The following is a 935-nucleotide window of genomic DNA, read 5'->3' as shown; positions in this document are numbered from 1 at the left end:
GGACGGCGGCGCCCCGCGTCGTCGCCGCAACCGCCGCCGCACCCGCGGAGGCCGCCCGGCCGGCGACGGCGCCGAGGCCCCCGCCTCGGAGGCCTGAGGCCGCCACGCTCCACCGACGCGAGGGCGCCGACCACCACGGTCGGCGCCCTCGCGCGTCCCCGGGCTGCGGGGGGGGGCGGTCAGATGACGAGATCGTGCTCCAGGTTCAGCAGCTGCCGGCGGGCCATCGCGAGGTTCGCCTGCGCGCGGTGCAGGGCCAGGTAGAGGAACAGGCCCTTGCCCTGCTCGCTCTGCAGCATCCGGATGAGGTGCAGCTGGGTGGACAGGGTCATGAGGAAGTCCTCGATGCCGTCGCCGAGCCCGAGCGACTGCAGCGTCCGCATCTTGGCCCGGACCACGTCGGTGTTGCCCGCGGCGGCGAGCTCGATGTCGAGGTTCCCGGACCCGGCGTGGCCCAGCAGCATGCCGCTGTCGTAGTCGACGAGCGCGACGGCGATGGCGCCGTCGATGCGCATGGCGGCGTCGAGGGTGGGGGTGATGTTTCCCATGGCAGACCTTCCTCGGAGTTCGGCAGCAGTGCCGTTCGGGTGCTGCGGGGCCAGCGCACGGACGGCGCCGACCCGCAGCACCTGAAAGGTTCCGGAACGCGCCCGCCGGGTGGGGGGACCGCGGTCCCACACGGCCCCGCCTACCCGCGCCACGAGCGGGTTCGCTGAGGCAATCATCCCCGCGCACGCCGCCTGCCGACTCGTCCCGCTAGGTGGTGCGGACGGGCCTGGCGTCTCAGCCCGCCGGGGTCGGGGGCGGGGGCTGCGTCGCCAGCGCCCAGCGGATGACGCGCGTGATCCCCGCGCCGCCGGCCCGTGCCGCCCGGGCAGCCGCGCCCGGCAGCGCCGGGAGGTCGAGCGCCGTGCGCGCACCCGGCGGCAGACCCG

1 protein-coding gene is annotated in these 935 nt (G+C 76.1%); it reads right to left on the bottom strand.

Translation table 11 applies throughout. The features are described from left to right. Positions 1-179: 179 nt before the first annotated feature. Positions 180-548 (bottom strand): hypothetical protein, encoded by a 369-nt coding sequence (locus EBM89_RS20770; RefSeq protein ID WP_122151428.1) that lies wholly within the window; start codon positions 546-548, stop codon positions 180-182. Positions 549-935: the final 387 nt, after the last annotated feature.

This window comes from Cellulomonas triticagri, assembly GCF_003696205.1.
GTDB classification, from domain to species: domain Bacteria; phylum Actinomycetota; class Actinomycetes; order Actinomycetales; family Cellulomonadaceae; genus Cellulomonas; species Cellulomonas triticagri.
The sequence above is the reverse complement of the archived record's forward strand: the minus strand, read 5'-3'. Positions and strand labels throughout refer to the sequence as shown.

Coding starts and splice junctions, on each gene's coding strand:
- EBM89_RS20770 (WP_122151428.1), bottom strand. CDS start 548: ATGGGAAACATCACCCCCACCCTCGACGCCGCCATGCGCATCGACGGC.